This is a genomic window from Novosphingobium sp. FW305-C-30-35, from assembly GCF_058783135.1.
The window spans coordinates 415,490-435,359 of record NZ_JBYSYJ010000001.1 but is presented as its reverse complement, the minus strand read 5'-3'; the positions used below and the strand labels follow the sequence as shown (position 1 = coordinate 435,359).

Annotated in this window: 16 protein-coding genes; 10 read left to right on the top strand and 6 right to left on the bottom strand. The window is 64.1% G+C overall.

What is annotated here, in order from left to right:
- Positions 1–37 precede the first annotated feature (37 nt).
- Complete coding sequence (locus AC3WLM_RS02345) at positions 38–2,866, bottom strand: Rne/Rng family ribonuclease (RefSeq protein ID WP_492476479.1); 2,829 nt, start codon at positions 2,864–2,866, stop codon at positions 38–40.
- Positions 2,867–3,411: 545 nt separating this feature from the next.
- Between AC3WLM_RS02345 and AC3WLM_RS02340 the strand changes: the two genes are divergently transcribed.
- From AC3WLM_RS02340 to AC3WLM_RS02315, 6 genes are all read left to right on the top strand, one after another.
- Positions 3,412–4,359, top strand: a complete 948-nt coding sequence (locus AC3WLM_RS02340; RefSeq protein WP_492476478.1) for an N-acetylmuramoyl-L-alanine amidase family protein — start codon at positions 3,412–3,414, stop codon at positions 4,357–4,359.
- Positions 4,360–4,421: 62 nt separating this feature from the next.
- Complete coding sequence (locus AC3WLM_RS02335) at positions 4,422–6,956, top strand: penicillin-binding protein 1A (RefSeq protein WP_492476477.1); 2,535 nt, start codon at positions 4,422–4,424, stop codon at positions 6,954–6,956.
- A 70-nt stretch (positions 6,957–7,026) separates the two neighbouring features.
- Positions 7,027–7,572, top strand: coding sequence for a peroxiredoxin (locus tag AC3WLM_RS02330; protein ID WP_039331383.1), 546 nt, complete (start codon positions 7,027–7,029; stop codon positions 7,570–7,572).
- A gap of 109 nt (positions 7,573–7,681) precedes the next feature.
- Positions 7,682–8,809, top strand: a complete 1,128-nt coding sequence (gene prfB, locus AC3WLM_RS02325) for a peptide chain release factor 2 (protein ID WP_039331382.1) — start codon at positions 7,682–7,684, stop codon at positions 8,807–8,809.
- Positions 8,809–9,579: a class I SAM-dependent methyltransferase gene (locus tag AC3WLM_RS02320; RefSeq protein WP_492476476.1), complete on the top strand. Its 771-nt coding sequence runs from the start codon at positions 8,809–8,811 to the stop codon at positions 9,577–9,579. Before prfB ends, AC3WLM_RS02320 begins: the two co-directional genes overlap by 1 nt.
- Positions 9,579–10,988: an NAD(P)H-dependent flavin oxidoreductase gene (locus tag AC3WLM_RS02315; RefSeq protein WP_039331378.1), complete on the top strand. Its 1,410-nt coding sequence runs from the start codon at positions 9,579–9,581 to the stop codon at positions 10,986–10,988. Before AC3WLM_RS02320 ends, AC3WLM_RS02315 begins: the two co-directional genes overlap by 1 nt.
- Positions 10,989–11,040: 52 nt before the next feature.
- Here the strand turns inward: AC3WLM_RS02315 and AC3WLM_RS02310 are convergent, their stop codons facing one another.
- Positions 11,041–11,589 (bottom strand): YkgJ family cysteine cluster protein, encoded by a 549-nt coding sequence (locus AC3WLM_RS02310; protein WP_062342088.1) that lies wholly within the window; start codon positions 11,587–11,589, stop codon positions 11,041–11,043.
- 167 nt (positions 11,590–11,756) lie between these two features.
- On the opposite strand from AC3WLM_RS02310, the gene AC3WLM_RS02305 reads away from it, so the two are divergent.
- On the top strand, positions 11,757–12,356 hold the full coding sequence (locus tag AC3WLM_RS02305) for a hypothetical protein (protein ID WP_492476475.1): 600 nt from the start codon (positions 11,757–11,759) through the stop codon (positions 12,354–12,356).
- 26 nt (positions 12,357–12,382) lie between these two features.
- Here AC3WLM_RS02305 and AC3WLM_RS02300 read toward each other — a convergent pair whose 3' ends face one another.
- The 3 genes from AC3WLM_RS02300 to AC3WLM_RS02290 form a co-directional block, all read right to left on the bottom strand.
- Positions 12,383–12,925, bottom strand: a complete 543-nt coding sequence (locus tag AC3WLM_RS02300; RefSeq protein ID WP_492476474.1) for a YkgJ family cysteine cluster protein — start codon at positions 12,923–12,925, stop codon at positions 12,383–12,385.
- Positions 12,926–12,998: 73 nt separating this feature from the next.
- Entirely contained in the window at positions 12,999–14,309 is a 1,311-nt protein-coding gene (locus AC3WLM_RS02295) for an ammonium transporter (RefSeq protein WP_039331372.1), read from the bottom strand.
- A gap of 150 nt (positions 14,310–14,459) precedes the next feature.
- Positions 14,460–15,479: a 2-hydroxyacid dehydrogenase gene (locus AC3WLM_RS02290; RefSeq protein WP_062342093.1), complete on the bottom strand. Its 1,020-nt coding sequence runs from the start codon at positions 15,477–15,479 to the stop codon at positions 14,460–14,462.
- A gap of 115 nt (positions 15,480–15,594) precedes the next feature.
- Between AC3WLM_RS02290 and AC3WLM_RS02285 the strand changes: the two genes are divergently transcribed.
- On the top strand, positions 15,595–16,083 hold the full coding sequence (locus AC3WLM_RS02285; RefSeq protein WP_492476473.1) for an SH3 domain-containing protein: 489 nt from the start codon (positions 15,595–15,597) through the stop codon (positions 16,081–16,083).
- Positions 16,084–16,169: 86 nt separating this feature from the next.
- Here the strand turns inward: AC3WLM_RS02285 and AC3WLM_RS02280 are convergent, their stop codons facing one another.
- The gene (locus tag AC3WLM_RS02280; RefSeq protein ID WP_193828077.1) at positions 16,170–17,366 is read right to left on the bottom strand and encodes an acetyl-CoA C-acyltransferase; all 1,197 of its coding nucleotides are present in this window, start codon (positions 17,364–17,366) and stop codon (positions 16,170–16,172) included.
- Between the two features lie 127 nt (positions 17,367–17,493).
- On the opposite strand from AC3WLM_RS02280, the gene AC3WLM_RS02275 reads away from it, so the two are divergent.
- Together AC3WLM_RS02275 and AC3WLM_RS02270 are read left to right on the top strand one after the other, a co-directional pair.
- Complete coding sequence (locus AC3WLM_RS02275; protein WP_052241892.1) at positions 17,494–18,279, top strand: prepilin peptidase; 786 nt, start codon at positions 17,494–17,496, stop codon at positions 18,277–18,279.
- 24 nt (positions 18,280–18,303) lie between these two features.
- Positions 18,304–19,737 carry a coniferyl aldehyde dehydrogenase gene (locus AC3WLM_RS02270; RefSeq protein WP_492476472.1) on the top strand — a complete coding sequence of 478 codons (1,434 nt, stop codon included), beginning with the start codon at positions 18,304–18,306 and terminating at the stop codon, positions 19,735–19,737.
- Positions 19,738–19,870: the final 133 nt, after the last annotated feature.

Here is a 19,870-nt window from a genome sequence, read left to right as displayed (position 1 = left end):
CTGGCGGGGCCTTTCTGTCTGGGGCCGGAGCCTGTGGTCAGGCGCCGAAGGTGCGCTGCCACCAGCCGCGACGGGGTGCAGACTGTTCGCCGGCTTCTGCTTCTGCCGCGACGTCTTCGGCGACCGGCGCTTCTGCGCTGACCGTTTCTGCCGGAGCAGCTTCGGAAGCCACGGCATCGGCCTTCTTGCGGCGCGTGCGCTTGGGCTTTTCCGCCGGGGCTTCAGCTTCGGCCGCAGGAGCTTCTACTGGCGCAGCTTCGACGGGCGCAGCTTCGGTTTCAGGTGCAGGCGCTTCAGGAGCGGCTTCCACCTTCTTCTTGCGGGTGCGCTTGGGCTTGGCCGGCGCAGGCGCAGCTTCCTCGACTGCAGGGGCAGAAACCGGAGCTTCCTCGGCTACAGGGGCAGCCTCGGCTTCACCTGCGACATCAGCCTTCTTCTTGCGCGTCCGCTTGGGCTTGGCCGGTGCTGCTTCTGCAAGAGGAGCGGCTTCGGCCTCGACCGGGGCAGGCGCTTCGGCTGCGACCGGTTCGGCGACGACCGGTTCGGCGACGACGGGTTCGCTCGGGGCGGGCTCTGCCGAGGCTTCGGCAGGTTCACCCTGCTCGGCACCAACTTCGCCCTGATCGCCTTCAGCGTGTTCGCCAGCTCCTTCGCCGTTCTCACGGCCACCGCGCCGACGACGACCGCGACGGCGGCGCTTGCGCGGACCACGGTCGTTGCCGTCATCGCCTTCGTCGGTGTGAGCGCCTTCGGTGCCTTCGGCTTCGCTGCCTTCAGCTTCTTCGCCTTCGGCCTCGTCACCTTCTTCGGCCGAGCTTTCGGTCTCGCCGTTCTCATCGCGGCGATCACGGTTGCGGCCACGGCGGCGCTTGCGGCGCTTGCGGCGACTCTCGCGGTCACCCTCGTCACCGTCGCGCGAGCGCTGCTGACGGGGCTGCTCTTCGGTTTCTTCCTCGTCGTCGAAGTCCTCTTCGACCAGATCGTCCTCTTCGGGCTCGATGATCGGTTCGAAGCGGGGGACGAATTCAGGCTTGGGCCCGCGCGAGGCGACGCGCATCTTGGCGCCTTCGTTCTCACCTTCGGGGATCACTTCGACGGTGACGCCGTAGCGCTCCTCGATCTCGGCCAGATCGCCGCGCTTGGCGTTGAGGACGTAGATTGCGGCTTCTTGGCTGGCGTAGAGCGTGACGACGTTGCCCTTGCCCTTGGCGGCTTCGTCCTCGATCAGGCGCAGCGCGGACAGGCCGGCCGACGAAGCGGTGCGGACGAGGCCCGAGCCGTCGCAGTGCGGGCAGGCGCGGGTGGTGGCTTCGAGCACGCCGGTGCGCAGGCGCTGGCGGCTCATTTCCATCAGGCCGAAGCCGGAAATGCGACCGACCTGGATGCGGGCGCGATCGTTCTTGAGCGCGTCCTTCATCGCCTTTTCGACCTTACGGATGTTCGATCCATATTCCATGTCGATGAAGTCGATCACGACGAGGCCGGCCATGTCGCGCAGGCGGAGCTGGCGGGCAATTTCGCGCGCGGCTTCGAGGTTGGTGGCAACCGCGGTCTGCTCGATGCCGTGCTCCTTGGTGGAGCGGCCCGAGTTGATGTCGATCGAGACCAGGGCCTCGGTCGGGTTGATGACGAGGTAGCCGCCAGACTTAAGCTGCACGACCGGGTCGTACATCGCGGTGAGCTGGTCTTCGGCCCCATAGCGCTGGAACAGCGGCACCGGATCGGCATAGGCCTTCACGCGCTTGGCGTGGCTCGGCATCAGGAGCTTCATGAAGTCCTTGGCGGCGCGATAGCCATGCTCGCCCTCGACCACGACTTCCTCGATCTCGCGATTGTAGATGTCGCGGATGGCGCGCTTGATCAGGTCGGAATCCGAATGGATCAGGGCGGGCGCGACCGACTTCATGGTGCGTTCGCGGATCTCGTCCCACAGGCGGGCGAGGTAGTCGAAGTCGCGCTTGATTTCGGGCTTGGTGCGCTGGAGGCCGGCCGTGCGGACGATGCAGGACATCGAGCGCGGCAGTTCCATTTCGGAGATGATCGTCTTCAAGCGCTTGCGATCGGCCGAGGAGCTGATCTTGCGGCTGATGCCACCGCCATGGCTGCTGTTCGGCATGAGCACGCAGTAGCGGCCGGCGAGGCTGAGGTAGGTAGTGAGGGCGGCGCCCTTGTTGCCACGCTCTTCCTTGACGACCTGGACGAGCAGGACCTGGCGGCGCTGGATCACGTCCTGGATCTTGTAGCGACGGCGCAGCGCCATGCGCTTGGCGCGCAGTTCGTCGGCTTCCTTGCCCTGCGAACGACCGCCCTGACGGCGACGGCCCTGACGGCCGCGACGGCGGTTGCTGTCACCCTCTTCGCCTTCGTCCGAAGCTTGCGAGGTTTCCTCGCCTTCGTCGCCCTCTTCACCTTCGTGGTCGAAACCGTTCTCGACGACGCCGCCTTCGATGGTGGCGACCTGGTCCTTTTCGGACGTGTCGACTTCGGTCACGCCTTCATCAGAATCGTACCCTTCGCCATCGGCGTAGTCTTCGTCTTCCGCGTCTTCAGCGGCACGCAGGGCTGCTTCTTCCTCGGCGTGTGCGGCTTCTTCCGCCAGCAGAGCCTCGCGATCCTCCTTGGGGATCTGGTAGTAATCAGGGTGGATTTCGCTGAACGCCAGGAAACCGTGGCGATTGCCGCCGAAATCGACGAACGCCGCCTGAAGCGAGGGTTCTACACGGGTTACCTTGGCGAGGTAGATATTGCCCTTGATCTGCTTGTGATCAGCAGATTCAAAGTCGAATTCTTCAATCCGATTGCCCTTCAGCACCGCCACCCGGGTTTCTTCCTGGTGGCGCGCATCGATCAGCATGCGCGTGGTCATTACAAATACTCCAGCCGCGCTGCCGCTGGATTGCCTCTGGGGCTACCAATGCGTTTCTGGCGCGGTTCGTTTGGGATGCACGAACGGCAATTGCACGGATCACTCCGTTGCGAATACCATTCGCGAATGCGGGTTTGCCGGATCGGAGCGTTGCGGCGCGCAGCGTATCGACTGCCTTGCCCTGTCGCTCGCCGCCCGGCGGCGGTTGGTTTGTGTCTGCTGTGAAGACAACTCGCGGCGAAGTGCGCGTGCCGGCAAGCGTCCAAGCCGCGACCGCCCCGGTGGGGCAGCTAGGCAGGAACGAAACGCGGCTCATCATCACGGCATCAACCTTGTGGCGTGGAGGAGGGCGCTTGCGCTTCTTTCTCTCCACGTTGGCGGGATCTTCACCAGCGGGCTTTCCCTCGCCCACCGCGGCGCAAAGATGTGCGCTTTCCGGCGGTTTCGGCGTGGATGCGCCGGTGCTGGCTTGCCCCGGTAGATGGGTGCTAGCACCCCAATTGCAAACCGGCAATTAAAACAATGCCGGGAACGGCCCGTTAACCATGCCAACGTTTTGGGTCTGGACCGGCAGGGGTGGGGCGGGGCATAGACCGGTTCAGATGGAGAACAAGGGGGTCCTGATCGCGGTCTTTGCCGCGCCGGTTGCGGCGGCGGCACTGATGTGGGCGGCATTTTCATCGGGCCTTGCCGAAATCGAACCGCGATCCGTGCTGCGGCTGGAGATGCCGCCAAGCAGTGGGCGTGTCGGGCTTCCGCCGGTCGAAGGGCCGGCCGATGTCAGCCGGCCACTGGTGGTTATCGACGCCGGGCATGGCGGCCACGATCCCGGTGCGAGCGGTTCGGCGGGGGAGCGCGAAAAGGACCTGACCCTGTTGCTGGCGCAATCCCTGCGCGATGCGCTGCTGGCCGATGGCAAGGTGCGGGTGGCGATGACCCGGAACTCGGACCGGTTTCTGGTGCTGGAAGAGCGTGCCGACATTGCGCACCGCCTTGCCGCAGACTTGTTCATATCGGTCCATGCCGACGCTGCGCAGAATGACCTGGCGCAAGGTGCGACGGTCTACACGCTTTCCGACAAGGCGTCGGACGGTGTTGCCGAGGCGCTGGCGGCGCGGGAGAACAAGGCCGACACTGTCAATGGCGTGAACCTTGAAGGGCAGGGGGCGCAAGTGTCCTCGATCCTTGTCGATCTGGCCCGGCGAGAAATGCGGGAACGGTCCTTGCGGTTCGGGCAACTGGTCGTCCGGGAAGGGCAGGAGACGGTAAGCTTTCACCAGACGCCCCAGCGCGAAGCGGCTTTTGTTGTCCTGAAGTCGCTCGATCTGCCTTCTGCGCTGATCGAAGCAGGCTATATCAGCAACGTGGACGATGCGCAGAAGATGCGCGATCCGGCGTGGCGGCGCGCGTTTTCCGGATCGGTGGCGCGGGCGATCGAGATTTTCCTTGCCGAGGGGCAGGTTGGCGCTTCGCCGAATAGTGCGATGCCCTGAGTGCATTGGCTGCAGGTTCGCTCTGGCTTGCCACGGCGCGGGCGTGCTAGAGGCCCTGCAACATGGCCGAAGAGACGTCCCAGCAATCCCGGTTCAAGCTCATCCGCGACGAAGGTCGTGAACGGTGGGGTAACCTTTCCCGGTGGTATCGCACAAAGTGGGGCGAGAGCCGCCGCTTCCGCTTCCTGAACTACGCCATTGGCGCGATTCTGGTAGGCTGGTTCGTGCTGTGGGTGGCGGTGATCCGCACGATGCCTTCGGCTGACACGCTGCTGACCTACCAGCCGCCCTTGCCGACGATGGTGCGGGGCAATGATGGCGAAATCGTCTCCAGCTATGCCCGCGAACGCCGCGTGCAGCTGCGTTTCGTCGATTTCCCCGAACCGATGATCAACGCGTTCCTGTCGGCCGAGGACAAGACCTTCTGGAGCCATGGCGGGATCGACTACCTCGGCTTTGCCGGGGCGGTGGTCGACTATGTGACCAAGTACGGCTCGGGCGAACGCGCGCGCGGCGGTTCGACGATCACCCAGCAGGTGGCCAAGAACATCCTGATCGGAGACGAGTATTCGATCACGCGCAAGCTCAAGGAAATGGTCCTCGCGCGCAGGATCGAGGGTGTGCTGAACAAGCAGCAGATCCTCGAGCTCTATCTCAACGAGATTCCGCTGGGACGGCAGAGCTTCGGCGTGCAGGCCGCAGCGCGCGCCTACTTTGACAAGGACGTGGGTGACCTGCAGCTGCATGAGGCCGCGTTCCTTGCGATCCTGCCCAAGGCCCCGGAACGCTATGGGCGCGCGCAGTATGAAAACATGGCGATCGAGCGTCGCAACTGGGTGCTCGACCAGATGGTCAAGAACGGCTGGGCGACGCCGCAACAAGCAGCCGCTGCGCAGGCCATGCCGCTGGGGCTCAAGCCGCGTCGCGCCGAGAACTATACGGCCGATGCGGGCTACTTCCTGGAAGAAGTACGCCGCCAGCTGATCGAGAAATTCGGCGAGAAGGCCGAGGACGGCCCGCACAGCGTCTATGCCGGGGGGCTGTGGGTGCGCACTTCGCTCGATACGCAGTTGCAGACCGCGGCGCAGAATTCGCTGCGGGCGGCGCTGCTGCGCTACTCCGGTGGCCGCGCCTGGCATGGGCCGATCGCACGGCTGGATGTAGATAACGATCGCTGGCAGACCGAGCTGATCACCAGCAACATCTCGATCAACTACCAGAACTGGCGGATCGGCGTGCTGCTTTCGCGCAGCGGCTCTTCGGGCAAGGTGGGTTTTTCGGATGGACAGACTGCCAGTCTGATCGGGCTGCCGGACAGCATCAAGCCGGGTGACGTGACGGCGGTGGCGCCGGTCAATGGCTCGACCTACGCGGTGCGCACGGTACCCGAGGTTTCGGGCGGCATGGTGGTCGAGGACCCGCAGAACGGCCGCGTGCTGGCGATGCAGGGCGGGTTCGACGCGCGGCTCGGTTCGTTCAACCGCGCGACGCAGGCCAACCGCCAGCCGGGCTCGACGATCAAGCCGTTCGTCTATGCCACGGCGCTGGACAACGGGATGACGCCGGCCTCGATGGTCGTCGACGGGACCTTCTGCGTCTATCAGGGCGCGGCACTGGGCGAGAAATGCTTCCGCAACTTCGGCAACGAAGGCGGATCGGGCAGTCACACCATGCGCTGGGGGCTCGAGCAATCGCGCAACCTGATGACGGTGCGGGTGGCCAACGACGTGGGCATGGACAAGGTGGTGCGCACGATCAAGAACGTCGGGATCGGCGAGTACGAGCCTTACCTTTCAATGGCGCTGGGCGCCGGGGACACCACGGTGCTCAAGATGGTCAACGCCTATGCGGCGCTGGCCAACCAGGGGCGTCAGCACAACCCGAGCCTGGTCGACTACGTGCAGGACCGCAACGGCAAGGTGATCTGGCGCGCCGACAACCGCCGCTGCGACAACTGCTCCATGGCGCAGTGGGACGGCAAGCCGATGCCGCGCTTCAAGCCGACCGGCAAGCAGGTCATGGACGCGCGCACGGCTTATCAGGTGGTCCACATGCTCGAAGGCGTGGTGGTGCGCGGCACGGCGGTGACGCTGCGCGATCTCAACCTGCCGCTGTTCGGCAAGACCGGGACGACCTCCGGCCCGACCAACGTGTGGTTCGTGGGGGGCTCGCCGGACATCATCGCGGGCGTCTATATCGGTTACGACCAGCCGCGCAGCCTTGGCGGATACGCACAGGGGGGGCGCATCGCGGCGCCGGTCTTCAAGCAGCTGGTACAGGAGACCCGGGCGCGCTGGAAGGACATTCCCTTCGCAGTTCCCGAGGGCGTGCGAATGGTCAAGATCGACCGCGTTTCAGGCAAGCGCGTGTTCGGTGGGACGCCCGAGAACGACGTGGCGAAGGCGTCGGTCATCTGGGAAGCCTTCAAGCCGGACACCGAACCCCGCCGCACGGCCCGCGAAGGTGAAGTCAGTGCCAAGCAGGCGGTGATTGACGCATTGCGCAGAGCGCGTGCCGCGCGCGGCATTCCGGAAGGCGGCGCCGAGGAAGCGCCGGTGGAGCAGGACTTCCTGGAGGAGCAGGGCGGAATCTACTGATCAGCCGAAGAGCGGAGAGCTGCCCCGAAAGGCATTGGCGATGAGGGGTGAGGTCTGTTAGCGTCCCCGCATGACGATCCGCACCCTCTTTGCTGCCGCCGCAGCCTTCGCCGTTTCCGTTTCCGCTCCGGCCCTTGCCGAGCTGCCGACCGGTGCGAGAGCGCCGGATTTCGCAGCGCAAGGGGCGCTGGCTGGCAAGCCGTTCTCGTTCAAGCTGCATCAGGCGCTGAAGAAGGGACCGGTGGTGCTGTACTTCTACCCCAAGGCCTTCACGCAAGGGTGCACGCTGGAAGCGCACGCCTTTGCCGAAGCGACGACACAGTTCAAGGCGGCGGGCGCGACGGTCATCGGCATGTCGAACGACGACGTGGCGACGCTGCAGAAGTTCTCGACCGAGGCCTGCCGCGACAAGTTCGCTGTAGCCAGCGCCAGCCCCGCGCTGATCAAGGCCTATGATGTGGACCTGCGCAAGCCTGATGGTTCCTCGACCGGACTTACCAAGCGCACCAGCTATGTCATCGCCCGCAACGGCAAGATCGTGATGGTTCATTCCGACATGGACTATCGTGACCACGTTAAGATGACGCTTGCTGCGGTGCGCAAGCTCAAGGGCTGACAGCGCGCCCCATTACGCACTCGGCATTTCACGCTTGGGCTTTACATGCCTGCCCGCTTCGCTAAGCGGCGCAGTTCGTTTTGTTTCGAATTGACCGGAGTTCAGCCCCATGCGTGCCGAAGGGCAGGCCCATATCGACCGCATCAATGCCGCGCTGGCGCTGGTGCGCAAGTTCCTCGACTGGGATCGCGCCGTGCGCCGTCTCGACGAGTTGAACGCCCGCGTCGAGGACCCGAAGCTGTGGGATGATCCCAAGAAGGCCGAAGAGGTGATGCGCGAGCGCAGACGGCTCGAGGCCTCGATCGGGACGGTGAACGAGATCGGTCAGGAAATGGCCGATGCGATAGAATTCATCGAGCTTGGCGAAATGGAAGGCGACGAGGCCACGGTAAACGAAGGCCTCGCCACGCTTGCCGCGCTGGCCGACCGTGCCGACAACGACAAGGTGCAGGCCCTGCTTGCCGGCGAGGCTGACGCCAACAACTGCTTCCTTGAAGTCCATGCCGGCGCCGGCGGGACGGAAAGCCAGGACTGGGCGGAAATGCTGCAGCGCATGTATACGCGCTGGGCGGAGCGCCATGGCTACAAGGTCGATCTGGTCGATTATCACGCGGGCGAAGCCGCAGGCATCAAGTCTGCCACCCTGCTGATCAAGGGCGAGAACGCCTACGGCTATGCCAAGACCGAAAGCGGCGTGCACCGTTTGGTTCGCATCAGCCCCTATGACAGTTCGGCGCGGCGGCACACCTCGTTCAGTTCGGTCTGGGTATATCCCGAGATCGACGACAACATCGAGGTCGAGATCAACCCGGCGGACCTGAAGATAGATACCTATCGCGCTTCGGGTGCGGGCGGGCAGCACGTCAACACCACCGATTCGGCGGTGCGCATCACGCACATTCCGACCGGGATCATCGTTGCCAGCCAGAACGACCGCAGCCAGCACAAGAACCGTGCAACCGCGATGGGCATGCTGAAGGCGCGCATCTACGAAGCAGAACTGGCCAAGCGCGAGGCTGCGGCGAGCGGCGAATATGCCGCCAAGACCGAGATCGGCTGGGGGCACCAGATCCGGTCCTACGTGCTGCAGCCTTATCAGCAGGTGAAGGACCTGCGGACCGGGGTGGTCTCCACCAACCCGACCGAAGTTCTCGATGGCGCGCTTGACCCGTTCATGGCTGCCGCACTTTCGCAGAAGGTGACGGGCGAGAAGGTGACCGTGGAGGATGACGACTGATGCGGCGGGCTTCGGCCCATCGTTCAGTCGCACTCGCCGTGCTGGCGTCGCTGGCCATTGCTGCGTGCAAGCCGCAGGTGGACGACAAGCGTCCTGAAACGTCGCGCGAGTTTCCTACCGCTGACCGCCCCGTTTCCGGCGTGGTCAGCAACGCTTTTTCCAACGAGCAGGAACGTGACCGCCTGGGCGAGGCGGACATGGTGATGAACCTGGCCGGGATACAGCCGGGCATGAGCGTTGCCGACATCGGGGCGGGCGAAGGTTACTACACCGTACGCCTTGCCGAGCGGGTCGGCACCAAGGGGCGCGTGCTGGCGCAGGACATCGATGGCGACGCCTTGCGGCGGCTTGGGTCACGTGTCGAACATGACCGGCTGGACAACGTCTCGATCAAGCCAGGCGGCGTGGACGATCCGCGCTTGCCCGAACGCAGCTTCGACCGCGTGCTGATGATCCACATGTATCACGAAGTGACTGAGCCTTATGCGTTCCTGTGGCGAATGTGGCCTTCATTGAAGGCGGGGGGCAAGATCGTGGTGGTCGATCTCGATCGTTCGACCGACCGGCACGGCATTCCTCCGGCGTTGCTGATCTGCGAACTGGAAGCCGTGGGCTTTCGCTTGGATGAATTTCACCGTAAACCAGAGATTGCGGGGTATTATGCCCAGTTCGTCGCGGCGAAGAGCCGTCCCGAACCGGGCGAGATAAAGCCGTGCCGTCTGAAGACGGCCAAGGGTGCGAGCGCGACAAGCGCGTTGAAAGGAAATTGATGTCTGCGTTCAAGGGGTTGAAGCCGATTCTCTATGGTGGCCGCGAGGTTTGGCCGCTGGTCGAGGGCGGCAAGGGTGTTGCGGCGACCAATCACATGAGCTCGGGCGCGTGGGCCGCTGCCGGGGGGATCGGCACGGTGAGCGCGGTCAATGCCGACAGCTACGATGCCGAAGGCAAGATCATTCCACAGGTTTATAATGCCCTCACGCGCAAGGAACGCCACGAGGAACTGATCAAGTACGCCATCGATGGCGCGGTCGAGCAGGTCAGGCGTGCCTATGACATTGCCGGTGGCAAGGGCGCGATCAACATCAACGTGCTGTGGGAAATGGGCGGCGCGCAAGCCGTGCTCGAAGGCGTGCTGGAAAAGACCCGCGGGCTGGTGACGGGCGTGACCTGCGGGGCGGGCATGCCCTACAAGCTTTCCGAGATCGCGGCGCGGTTCAACGTGAACTATCTGCCGATCGTGTCCTCAGGCCGTGCATTTCGTGCGCTGTGGAAGCGGGCCTATCACAAGGTCTCGCACCTGCTGGCGGCGGTGGTGTACGAAGATCCGTGGCTGGCGGGTGGGCACAACGGTCTTTCCAACGCGGAAGATCCCAGGAAGCCGGAAGATCCCTATCCCCGCGTCAAGGCACTGCGCGACGTGATGCGCGCCGAGGGTGTCTCGGATGACGTGCCGATCGTTATGGCAGGTGGCGTGTGGTTCCTGCGCGAGTGGAACGACTGGATCGACAATCCGGAACTGGGCGCGATTGCCTTCCAGTTTGGCACGCGCCCGTTGCTGACCGAGGAAAGTCCGATCCCGCAGGGGTGGAAGGATCACTTGCGCACGCTTGAGCCGGGCGACGTACTGCTGCACCGCTTCTCGCCCACGGGCTTCTATTCCTCGGCCGTGCGCAATCCTTTCCTGCGCGCCCTGGAAGCACGTTCCGAGCGGCAGATCCCGTACTCGCGCGTCGAGGCCGGTGAGCATACCGCGCAGCTGGACGTTGGTGTGCGGGGCAAGAACTTCTGGGTGACGCCGAACGATCTGGCCCGGGCGCGTGAATGGCATGGCGCGGGGTTTGTGCACGCGTTGCGCACGCCGGACGACACCATGGTGTTCGTGACGCCGGAAGAGCGTGACGAGATCCAGCAGGATCAGAAAGACTGCATGGGTTGCCTGTCGCACTGCGGGTTCTCTTCATGGAAAGACCATGACGATTACACCACCGGGCGCCTCGCTGACCCGCGCAGCTTCTGCATCCAGAAGACCTTGCAGGACATCGCGCACGGCGGCGACATCGACAAGAACCTGATGTTCGCAGGCCACGCGGCCTATCGCTTCAAGCAGGATCCGTTCTATTCGAACAACTTCACCCCGACGGTGAAGCAGCTCGTCGACCGGATCCTGACCGGGGACTGACACTTGCCGGCCTGAACGGAGCGTCCCGCGCTTTGCCGGCGCGACGCTCCGTTCAGGCCGGAATGCTGGACCTGCGTTCGGCTGGCAGATGACCCTTGTCTGGCTTGCGGAATTCGAGATCGAGAAATCGTTCGAGCACGAACATCTTGACCGCGAAGCGGGCTTCCACGGGCGAAAGATCGGGCTTCTTCGCCGCGATGCGCGTGAAATGGTGACGCGCTTCGACTATCGGCATGCCTGCAGGCAGCGTAGCCTTGACCTCGGTGACGAGTTGGCGAGCAGCTGCGATCTTTTCCATGGCCTGTTCCTCGGTCAATTCCCCTGCGCGCGCCCTTTGCTGGACCCTGCAGAAGAATTTTGAACAGACCGATGGGCGCCATTGTTCATAGCGGGCGCAACAGGCACCATCGAGATATCGGCAGGCAAATACGAAAGTGGGATGGCCTTGCGCGTTGCGCGATGTCGTCAGACCGATGCTTTCGACATCGCGGACTTCGTCTTCGCGGATCTTGGCATCTTCGTAGAGCGTGCCGTCACAACACAGGCCGCATGCCAGGCAAAGCCTGCTTTCCAGCGTGAGATCAGGTGCGAGTGCCGACATCCGGCGAGCATATATTTGACATCGGCGCGCCGCCATTTGTCGGAAGGCAAGCATGGCGGGGAAATTAGTCACCAAGCCCGAATAACTTTAGGCAAGGCCGCGACCAAGGTTCGCTAAGCTGCGCCCGCGTCTTGCCGGGAGAGTGCCGGTTGTGCCGCACTGCGCAGATGAGCACGCTTCGCTCCTCTGAACGCGCTGTCGAGGAAGCGTTCCAGCACGAACATCTTGACGACGAAATTGGCTTCATCGGGCGCGATATCAGGGCGCTTCGCTGCGAGATCCTTGAAGAGCCTGCGCGCCTGCGAGATTGGCACCCCCGGTGGCAGCAAGGCCTTGATTTCCTCAGTCATCTGCCGGGCGCGGGCAATGATGCTGAAAGCTTCATCCTCGGCCAGCTCTTGCTTGCCTACGCGCTTCTGGACCTGGCAGAAGTAATCGCCACAGACCGAGGGCCGCCAATCTCGGTATCGGGTGCAGGCCGTACCATCGAGATAGTGGCAGCCAAGCAGAAATGCCGGCTCGTCATTGGTCGTGCGTATGGTCTGCAGGCCGATCCCTGCCGTGTCCTCGACCTCTTCTTCCTCGATGTGGGCAAAGCCGAACACTGTACCATCGCAGCACAGGCCGCAGGCCAGGCAAAGCCTGCTTGCCGTGGAAAGGTCGTCAGCATCGGGCATCGGCGTGATGATACTGACGGCAGCGCAGGCTCGCTACTTATCGAAGGTCATGGAATCGCAGAAAATTTTACAGGTGCCGATCATAACTAAAGGAAGGCGGTGTTGGGTCGTGGAGGTTACGCGGCCTGCTGTCCGGAAGGCTCTTGACGGAACATCGCCTTGCGGGGATCGCGAAAATAGCGGTCCAGAAGGAGGTCGAACGCGGTCAGCTTGAGCACGAAAGCCGTTTCTGATGCGGTGCGCTCGGCGCTGGCGGCGAGCTGTCCGCGGCGGTCACGTGCAGCGTTGAGGGTCTCGCCTGCGATCAGGAATGGTTGCAACTGTTCGCGCGCCCTCAACATTTCGTCCACGCGGCGGAACGCCTCGGCACTCTCGATCTCGTCGGCGCGCAAGGCTTTCAGCGTCTTGCAACGGAACTTCCGGCAGGTTTCGGGGCGGATCGGATAGATCTGGCAGCTCTGGCAGACCGAATGCGGACAAGGCTGGAAGAAGATCGCATCGGTTTCGCGCGATTGCATCGCGAAACGATCGCCAAGCGCCTGCTCCTCGTCGCGGCTGACTTCGACGTATGTGAAAATCGTGCCGTCGCAGCAGGCTGCGCAGCCTGTGCACAGATCCTGTTCGAGGAGGGACGGGGCTTCGGCCTCGGTTGCGGTCATGGCAGCAGACTATGGCCGGGCTTTGGCCGCTGCAAGGCGCGACTTGGGCAAGCCACGCCTTGCCAGCGACCGATCAATCGAATTCCCAGGCGCGTTCGCCATGGCTGGTGATGTCGAGCCCCTCGCGCTCCTCGTCTTCGCTGACGCGCATGGGGATGACCATCGAAACCATGAGCGAACAGACGACGGTCGCTATGCCGCTCCATATCGCCACGATCCCGACGCCGGCAACCTGGGCGACGACCTGGCGGCCGAGTGTCATGCCCTCGGCAAAGCCGGTGCCGCCGAAGGATGGCGAAATGAACACGGCCAGCAGCAGGGACCCGATCATTCCGCCAACGCCGTGCACGGCGAAGACATCGAGCGAATCGTCGATCTCGAGCCGCTGCTTGACCAGCTGGATCATCGGATAGCAGACAGCCGCAGCCACCACGCCGAACAGCATGGATGAACCGGGGGCAATGAACCCGGCGGCAGGCGTCACGGTGGCGAGGCCGGCGATGGCACCGGTGGCAAAGCCGACAGAGGTGGCCTTGCCGACGCTGAGCTTTTCGATGCCGATCCAGACCAGCGCCGCGACGCAGGCTGCGAGATGCGTGTTAATGATGGCCGAGGCAGCATCGTCATTGGCGGCGAGGGCCGAGCCCCCGTTGAAGCCGAACCAGCCGACCCAGAGGAGGGCGGCCCCCGCCATGGTGAGGGCAGGGCTGTGCGGCAGCATCAGCGTCTTGGGGAAGCCGGAGCGCTTGCCCAGCAGCATCGCGACGACCAGCGCCGATACGCCGGCAGTGGTGTGGACCACGATCCCGCCCGCGAAATCGAGCGTGCCGAAGCGGCTTGCCAGCCAGCCGCCGCCCCAGACCCAGTGTGCGACCGGTGCATAGACCAGCAGGCTCCAGAGTGCGGAGAAGGCGACGACCCAGCCGAAGCGCGCGCGATCGACCCAGGCACCGACCATCAGCGCGGGCGTGATCAGCGCAAAGCACATCTGGAACAGTGCGAAGGCACTTTCGGGGATAGCCGTGTTGGCGCGGACGTTGCCGAGGTTCAGGAGCATCCAGGCGTTGCCAGCGCCGAGCCATCCGCCCGAGACGTCGCCGAAGGCCAGAGTATAGCCGACCATCACCCAAAGCACAGACGCGACGGCCGCGATTGCACCCACTTGCACGAGCACGGCAAGGAAGCCCTTGGCGCGGACTAGACCGCCGTAGAACAGCGTAAGCCCCGGCATCGCCATCATCAGCACGAAGGCGGAGGAAACCAGAATCCAGGCGGTGTCGCCGGTATCGGCAACGTCTTCGACGCTGACAGCGCCTTGGGCATGGGCCAATGCGGGCAGCAGGATTGCTCCTGCAGCGCAGGCCATCGCCAGTAGTTTACGCATGCGTGACTCTCCCCCTCGCGCAGCGGTGCTGCACCAGATCCTCTCCGCGCGGGGCTTTAGAGCAACATTGCGGCAGCGCACAAGCGCGCCAGCAACCGTTTGTTGTGCGAAACGCGACGAACGGTTCCAGTTTCGGACAATTGCAAGTCGTCAGACGAGACCCTCGAGCACCTGGTCTGGCGGGCGATGACCATCTGCCCAGAAGCGGATGTTGGCGATGACCTTGTCACCCGAAGCGATGCGGCCCTCGAATGTGGCGCTGCCCATGTGTGGCAGGATTGCGACGTTGTGGTGGGCCAGGAGACGCGCATCGACCTGCGGTTCGTGTTCGAACACGTCCAGGCCGGCACCACCGATGCGGCCATCGACCAACGCTGCGATGAGGGCCTCCTCCTCGATCAGCTGGCCCCTTGCCGTGTTCACGATGTAGGCGTGCGGCTTCATCAGGCTGATGCGTCGCGCGTCGATCATGTGATGCGTTTCGGGCGTTGCCGGGCAGTGCAGCGTCAGAATGTCCGCCTCGGCGACCAGTCTGTCGAGGTCGGGCTCGAAACTTGCGCCGAACATCGTCTCGAGCGCTTCGGGCAGACGGTGGCGGCTGTTGTAGAGGACATTGAGGCCGAAGGCCCGGGCGCGATGCGCCACGGCCTGGCCTATGCGCCCCATGCCGATGATGCCCAGCGTCTTTCCGGCGAGCCGGTGGCCAAGCATGGTGGAAGGAGCCCAGCCTTCCCACTTGCCGGCGCGCAGCGTGCGGCCACCATAGTTCAAGCGGCGGGCGACCGAGATGATCAGGGCGATCGTCATGTCCGCAGTGTCGTCGGTAAATACGCCGGGCGTGTTCGTGACGATGATCTTGCGCGCTCGGGCGGCGGCAAGGTCGATATGTTCGGTGCCCGCACCGAAGTTGGCGATCAGGCCGAGCTGCGGACCCGCTTCGGCGATCATTGCCGCGTCGATGCGATCCGTTACGGTGGGGACGAGGACATGGGCCGATTGCATCGCCGCGACAAGCTGGTGGCGCGACATGGCGCGGTCTTCGGCATTCAGGGATACGTCGAAAAGTTCGTTCATCCGCGCTTCCGTTTCCGGGAGCAGGCGGCGGGTGACGGCGACGCGCGGGGTGCCATCGACGCGGCGGGTCGGGCGATAGTCGGCGGAACTCGGCATGGATGCAAAGCTAGGCCCGGGGTGGGGCAGCGGTCAAGCATGGTGACGGCCCGCCATCGTGGACAGAGCACGCTGTGGTGTTGCTCTTGCCGGTCATTTTTGCGACGGCTGGTACATGATCAATCGCTACAGTCGTGCCCCTGCTGCCGTTATCGCATCAGTCGCCTGCGCCCTGCTTGCGCCGACGGCTCTTGCGCAGGACGCAGAAGACGGCGTGCCGTATTGGGTATCGACCCGCAAGGACACCGCGAACATGCGCGTGGGACCGGGTCGGGAATATCGGATAAACTGGACCTACACGCGCAAGGGCGTACCCATGAAAGTGCTGCGCGTGATGGGGGGGTGGCGCCTGGTCGAAGATCCCGATGGGGCGCGCGGCTGGATGCTCGCGCAATTCCTGAGCAGGGACCAGACCGGAATCGTCAAGGGCGCCATCACCGGCCTGCGCGAAAACAAGGACGGATCCGGGCGTCTGCTCTGGCGCGTGGCCCCGGGGGTCATGGGCAAGATCGGCGATTGCAAGGCTGGCTGGTGCAGCTTCGACGTTGACGGTCGCAAAGGCTATATCAAGGCGACGACCGTGTGGGGCGCGGGCAAGCCCTGACGCTGCCTTGTTCCTGATGCGAAAAGACCCCGGCCTTGCGGTCGGGGTCTTTCGTTGTTCCGGGCGTTGTGCCGGACTGTTGCCGATCAGACCAGTTCGATGGCCAGGGCCGTCGCTTCACCGCCGCCGATGCAGAGGCTGGCGACACCCTTGGTCTTGCCATGCTTCCTGAGGGCGGCGATCAGCGTGGTGACGATGCGGGTGCCCGACGCACCGATGGGATGGCCGAGCGCCGTTGCGCCGCCATGGACGTTGATCTTTTCGTGCGGGATGCCGAGGTCGTGCATCGCGAACATGGCAACGCAGGCGAAGGCTTCGTTGACTTCGAACAGGTCGACATCGGCGATCGACCACCCGGCCTTGTCGAGAACCTTCTGGATCGCACCGACGGGGGCCGTGGTGAAGTCCTTGGGTTCCTGGGCGTGGGCGGCAAGCGCGACGACCTTTGCGACCGGGGCGAGGCCGGCCGCCTTGGCAGTGCTTTCACGGGCCAGCACGACAGCCGCGGCACCGTCTGAAATCGACGAGGACGTGGCTGCGGTGATCGTGCCGTCCTTGGCAAAGGCAGGCTTCAGCGACGGAATCTTGTCCGGGCGGCCCTTGCCGGGTGCCTCGTCGGTGTCGACAGTGACTTCGCCGGCGCGCGTCTTGACGGTGACGGGGGCGATCTCGTCCTTGAAGGTGCCATCGGCAACAGCAGTCTGGGCGCGGCGCAGCGATTCGACGGTGTAGGTGTCCTGCTGTTCGCGGGTCAGCTGATAGGCGTTGGCGGTGTCCTGCGCGAAAGTGCCCATGGCGCGGCCGGCTTCATAGGCATCTTCGAGGCCATCGAGGAACATGTGGTCGTAGGCGGTGTCATGGCCGATGCGCGCGCCCGAGCGGTGCTTCTTGAGCAGGTACGGCGCGTTGGTCATCGATTCCATCCCGCCGGCAACAACGACATCGACACTGCCCGAGGCGAGGGCTTCGGCGCCCATGATGATCGTCTGCATGCCCGAGCCGCAAACCTTGTTGACCGTGGTCGCCTGAACCGACTTGGGCAGGCCAGCCTTGATAGCCGCCTGGCGAGCAGGGGCCTGACCGAGGCCTGCAGGAAGCACGCAGCCCATGTAAATGCGGTCGATGCCATCGGGCGATACGCCTGCGCGCTCGACCGCGGCCTTGACTGCGGTGGCGCCGAGATCTGTGGCAGAAACATCTGCCAAGGCTCCCTGCATCGCGCCCATGGGGGTGCGGGCATAGGACAGGATGACGACGGGATCGGCTGACGAGAACTGTGCCATGTCTTGACTGACCTTTGCATTTGGCCCTTGTGTCTGGGCGCTGATGCGCGGGCTTGTGTGCTCCCGCGTTCATCCGCGTACATAGTGCTGCACTGCAGCGAACGCAAATGGGGCATTGGTCGAACAGATGCTGGGTCCTGCATTTTCGAGCCTGCCTGCAGGCGTTCCGCTGGTCGGTTCGGCCATTCTGGGCGCAATTGTCGGGAGTTTTCTAGGCGCTGCTCTGGAGCGTTTGCCCTCGGGACGTTCGGTCGTGACCGGTCGGTCCGCCTGCGACGGGTGCGGCAAGGCTCTGACGGTGGTCGAACTGGTGCCTGTTCTGTCGTGGATGATGCAAAGGGGGAAGTGCCGCTCCTGCGGTGCGCGCATCGGCGGATGGCAGCTTGCCTGCGAACTGGGCGGCGCCGCCATTGGCGTGGCATCTCTGTTGCTGGCGCGTGAAGGCCTGGCGCTCGCCGCCATGCTGCTGGGGTGGCAGTTGCTGCTGCTGGCGTTGCTCGATCTGCGACACTTGTGGTTGCCGCGGTTGCTTGTGGGCTGGCTGGCCGCAAGCGGGCTGCTTGTGTCAATCGCCCGCGCCAGAGTGATCGATGACGCAGGAGTGATCGGTATAGCCGTTGCCGGGGGCGTGGTGGGTTATGCTCTGCTGTGGCTGATCGCGAGGTTCTATCTCAAGGCTCGCGGGCGCGAGGGGATGGGCTCGGGCGATCCTCCGCTGCTCGGCGCGATCGGGCTTTGGCTTGGGCCGCTGGGTGTCGTCGAGACGATGCTTGGTGCAAGCATCATCGGGATTGCAGCGGCTATTGTCATGCTTGTCAGCAAGCGTAAGATCGACGCTGACACGGCCCTGCCGCTGGGTACCTGCCTTGCCGCTACGGCATGGCTGCTCTTCCTGTTGCAGGGGCCGGGCTGAAAGCGATTCGGGGAGCGGGGCGACATGTTCGACGAAACGGCGCGCGACGAGATGATGACTGCGCTGGGCAAGCAGCGTGAGGCATTCACGGCAGCCCGGCCCGAGCCGCTGTCGACGCGCAACGACCGTCTGGAGCGCTGCGCCAGGATGCTGCTGGCGCATGGCGAGGACTTCGCCAGGGCAATGAGCGCCGACTTCGGCCATCGCAGCCGCGAGCAGTCGATGCTGACCGACATCATGCCTTCGATCAGCCTGATCCGCTATTCGCAGAAGCGGATGAAGGCATGGAGCAAGCCGGAGAAGCGCCACGTGGCTTTCCCGCTCAACCTTTTGGGGGCGCGGGCCGAGGTGCGCTATGAGCCCAAGGGTGTGATCGGCATCGTCGCGCCGTGGAACTTCCCGGTCGGGTTGACGATGGGGCCGCTAGCGCAGGCCTTTGCGGCGGGGAACCGGGCGATGCTCAAGCCAAGCGAGTTTACCGAGCGGACCTCGGAACTCATGGCGGAGTTGTTTCCGAAGTTCTTCGGGGATGACGAGGTGGCCGTCATTCTGGGCGGGCCTCAGACGGGACAGGACTTCTGCTCGCTGCCGTTCGATCACCTGCTGTTCACCGGGGCGACCTCGATCGGCAAGCACGTGCTCCATGCGGCGGCGGACAATCTGGTGCCGGTGACGCTTGAACTGGGCGGCAAGTCGCCCACCATTCTCGGACGCAGCGCCGACGTTGCCAAGGCGGCGGAGCGGATCGCGCTCGGCAAGATGATGAACGCAGGCCAGATCTGCCTGGCGCCGGACTACATGCTGGTGCCCGAGGAACTGGAGCACAAGGCCATCGGAGCGGTGCAGGCGAGCGTGGCGCAGATGTATCCGACGCTGCTGGCGAACGACGACTACACTTCGGTGATCAACCGGCGTCACCGTGATCGACTGGCGGGGCTGGTCGACGATGCCGTGGCAAAGGGCGCCGAGGCGATTGTCGTCAATCCGGGCAACGAGAACTTCGAGGGGTCGAACGGCAACAAGCTGCCGCTGACGATCCTGCGCAACGTCAGTGACGACATGAAGGTCATGCAGGACGAGATCTTCGGGCCGGTCCTGCCGGTGAAGACCTATTCGCGGATCGATGAAGCCATCGATTACGTCAATGCCCACGACCGGCCGCTGGGGCTCTATTACTTTGGCGAGGATCGGGCCGAGCGTGAGTCAGTGCTCAGCCGGACGATCTCGGGCGGGGTGACCGTCAATGATGTTATTTTTCATGTCTCGGCCGACGACTTGCCGTTCGGCGGAGTGGGGCCTTCCGGCATGGGGAGCTATCATGGCGTGGAAGGCTTCCGTTCGTTCAGCCATGCCCGTGCCGTCTACAGCCAACCGAAGATCGACCTCGCCAGGATCGCGGGCCTCAAGCCGCCATACGGTGCCGCCACGGCGCGCACGCTGAAGATGCAGCTGAAGTAAGCAAGGCATACGAATGGCAGGGCGGCGGCGTACGTCGCCCAATCACGCTGCACTGGGAAAAGGGCAGGCAATTCCGCCCTTAGTGCAATGCACCCCACTTGCGTACAGGCGCGGTCGGGACTAGGGCGCAGGC